Genomic DNA, 3,352 nt, shown 5'->3' on the forward strand with positions numbered 1-3,352 from the left:
AAGCTGCCAACTCGTCAGTCGCTAGCGAGTAGTGAACACCACCACCAGAGATGATCAACGGCTTCTTCGCCTGCAGCAGGATCTCTTTCGCTTCTTCCAGAACAATCATTTCAGGCTCTGGACGGCGGATACGGTGCGTCTTTTCAGCAAAGAACACTTCAGGGAAGTCGTAAGCGACACCTTGGATATCTTGCGGCAAACCTAGGAATACCGGCCCACAGGTGGCTGGGTCTAGCATAGTATCTAGTGCTTGCGGCAATGTGTGCATTAGCTGGGTTGGTGATAGCACGCGGTCCCAGTAGCGCGTTAGCGGCTTGAATGCATCATTTGAAGTCACAGACGGATCTTCGAAGTTCTCCGGCTGTTGTAAAACGGGGTCTGGCAGACGGCTAACATAAGCATCACCAGAGATAAGTAGAAGAGGTAGACGGTTAGTGTGCGCGATACCGGCAGCGGTTACCATGTTGGTGGCACCAGGGCCGATAGAGCTGGTTGCAATACCGATGCGACGACGCTGGTTAGCCTTGGCATAAGCAATAGCGGCAGTCGCCATCGACTGTTCGTTCTGACCGCGCCAAGTTGGGATTTTATCTTCAATATTCTTTAGCTGCTGGCCAAAGCACGTCACATTACCGTGACCGAAAATCGCAAAGGCGGCACCAAAAAGCTGTTCTTTTTTTCCATTAATCTCAATCATTTGTGCTGCAAGATACTTGGCAAGTGCTTCAGCAACGGTCAGGCGTACAGTATTCATTGTCTTCCTCGTTTTTCGATATTCGAAAAAATCTTCCTTTACTCACTGCAACTGCTTTTGAACACTTTTAACGTGAACTTTGCGGTGAGATATGAGGGGGCCTAGCCTGCCCCCCTTACCTTTTACGTTTTCTTATAGGCCGTACTTGTTCGCGTAGCCGTTGATATTCTCAAAAGCTGTTTTTGCGAACGTCAGTGGGTGGGCTTTAGCAGGATCCTGCTCGGCTTCAACCAATAGCCAGCCTTTGTAGTCGCGCTCTTTCAGTGCAGCGAATACGTCGTCATAATCAACATCGCCAGTGCCAGGAACGGTAAATACACCATCAAGAACTGCGTTAAGGAATGATTTGTCTGCATCACGAGCGGCCTTCATAACGTCTAGACGTAGGTCTTTAAAATGCATGTGACCGATACGGTGGCCCCAGCGCTTGATCATAGTGACAGGGTTACCGCCACCGTATGTGATATGACCGGTATCAAGTGTTAAATGAACAGCATCGCCTGTGAACTCCATCATTAGGTTGATGTCGTCTTCAGTTTCACAGATGGTGCCCACATGGTGGTGGAAAGACAGCTTGATGTCGTGCTCGTTTAGTAGGTATTCAGCAACAGTTGTAAGCTTCTCGCAGTAGGTTTTCCACTCATCCATAGTCAGGATGACGCGCTGAGACAATGGTGTGTTGATGTCGCCGTGAACTGTGTTGCTCACCTCACCAAATACCATCGCTTTACAACCAGCCGCTTTAAGTAGCTTGATGTGATCCTGCATAGCCGCAATTTCTTCTTCAGCGGTTAGCGTCATCAAATTACCGCTATACCAGCCAGAAGCGAGAACCAGACCGTGTTGCTCTAGAAGTGGAATTAGTACTTCTGGCTCACGAGGGTATTTAGTACCTAGCTCAGTACCAGTAAAGCCAGCTTCTGCCATCTCACTCAAACATGTTTCCAATGGGATTTCGCCGCCAAGTTCTGGCATATCATCGTTAGTCCAGGTCAGTGGGCTGATTCCATATTGAACATTGCTCATGTTTGTACTCCAATTTTATGATTATTAAATTCCGGGTCGGTGACGATTGTGATCAGTCCAGTGGAATATGTTCTTTTGGAATCTCTGAACCGTTTTTTAATCTGCACCATTTGCTTCACTGGAATTCACTATAACCGAAAAAAATAAAACGAAAAATATTTTTCATCGCTTACAATCGATTCAATATTTTTCATTAAAAATGAAAAAAGCCCAGTAATAACGGGGCTCAGAAGAAATTTATGAGCAAGATCACACTTAGGTAAGACACTGAAACAAAAGGATTTATACCAAATAATTTTTCCGGAAAATATTTTTCGCAATTTGACGGAAGTATCATTTTTCGACAAAACACCCGATAGGCTATAGCCGTAAAATTTCTGAGGGCATATGATTTAGGCCGTCACCAAGTAGAAAATTATTACCAAAGCAGTAAATTACAATTATAAATGTTGGTGAATAAATAATGCCGATGCAAATATCCTACAGTAAATAACGCATTGGAAAGCTACCCAACTCAAACTTATTCGATGGTTGAGTAAGAGACGGGGATCTCATGAAGGAGTAGAACATGTCACCCACAACCGCGGCCGAGGCCCGAAAACATAATTTTGCCTACATTATTAGAATTTGTTGTATTGCAGCCCTAGGGGGAATTTTATTAGGCTACGATACAGCCGTTATTTCCGGCGCTATTGGTCCTATCAGAGAGCACTTCGGATTAACCTCTGCACAAACTGGCTGGGCAGTATCAAGTGTGGTTCTAGGTAGTATTATCGGTGCCGTCAGCGCTGGTTGGGCAGCCCTCAAATATGGCCGTCGTAAAACCCTCTTCATCGGTGCTATCCTCTTCATGATCTCCGCCATCGGTTCAGCACTTGCCACTACCTTCACGTTCTATGTTCTACTTCGCATTGTTGGTGGTGTCGCTGTTGGTTTGGCCTGTGTCGTTTCACCTATGTACATGTCTGAAGTGGCGCCGAAAGACTTCCGTGGCCGTGCCGTCAGTATGTTCCAACAATCTGCTGTTATCGGTCAGACTGGGGTGTTCTACGTTAACTACTTAATTGCCAAAGGCATGAGTGAAACGTGGTTAGTTGATATGGGCTGGCGCTGGATGCTGGGCTCAGAAGTGCTTCCAGCCGCACTGTTTGCTGGCCTGTTGTTCCTTATTCCTGAATCACCACGCTGGCTGGTACTAAAAGGTAAAGTTGACGAAGCCAAAGATACCCTGTCGCGAATTTCTAATCCTAAGCATGCTGATCAGCTAATTGGTGAAATCCAAGCCTCACTGGCTGACTCCAATGCGCCGGGCAAGAAAAAAGTCAGCCTGCGTTCCCCACTACTGTTCTCTATCTTGGTGATCGGTACCTTCGTTGCTGCTGCCCAGCAGCTAACCGGTATCAACGTGATTATGTATTACACGCCGGAAATCCTAAGACCGATTACCGGTAGTACTGAGAACGCCCTATTCCAGACGACTTTTGTCGGTATTGTCTTCATCCTGGGTAACGCACTGGGTATGTATCTCATCGATAAAGTAGGTCGTTTACCACTGATGAACTGGCCCACCAT

At 46.4% G+C, this 3,352-nt stretch carries 3 protein-coding genes; 1 reads left to right on the forward strand and 2 read right to left on the reverse strand.

Annotation, left to right across the window (positions count from 1 at the left end):
* Together NHN17_RS25455 and iolE are read right to left on the reverse strand one after the other, a co-directional pair.
* A partial coding sequence (locus tag NHN17_RS25455; protein WP_255045464.1) for a thiamine pyrophosphate-binding protein occupies positions 1 to 754 on the reverse strand: 754 nt, incomplete at its 3' end.
* Positions 755 to 886: 132 nt separating this feature from the next.
* Positions 887 to 1,780 (reverse strand): myo-inosose-2 dehydratase, encoded by an 894-nt coding sequence (gene iolE, locus NHN17_RS25460; protein WP_255045466.1) that lies wholly within the window; start codon positions 1,778 to 1,780, stop codon positions 887 to 889.
* Positions 1,781 to 2,348: 568 nt separating this feature from the next.
* Here iolE and NHN17_RS25465 point away from each other — a divergent pair.
* A partial coding sequence (locus tag NHN17_RS25465; protein WP_255045468.1) for a sugar porter family MFS transporter occupies positions 2,349 to 3,352 on the forward strand: 1,004 nt, incomplete at its 3' end.

It is taken from the genome of Photobacterium pectinilyticum (genome assembly GCF_024357955.1).
Taxonomy (GTDB): domain Bacteria; phylum Pseudomonadota; class Gammaproteobacteria; order Enterobacterales; family Vibrionaceae; genus Photobacterium; species Photobacterium pectinilyticum.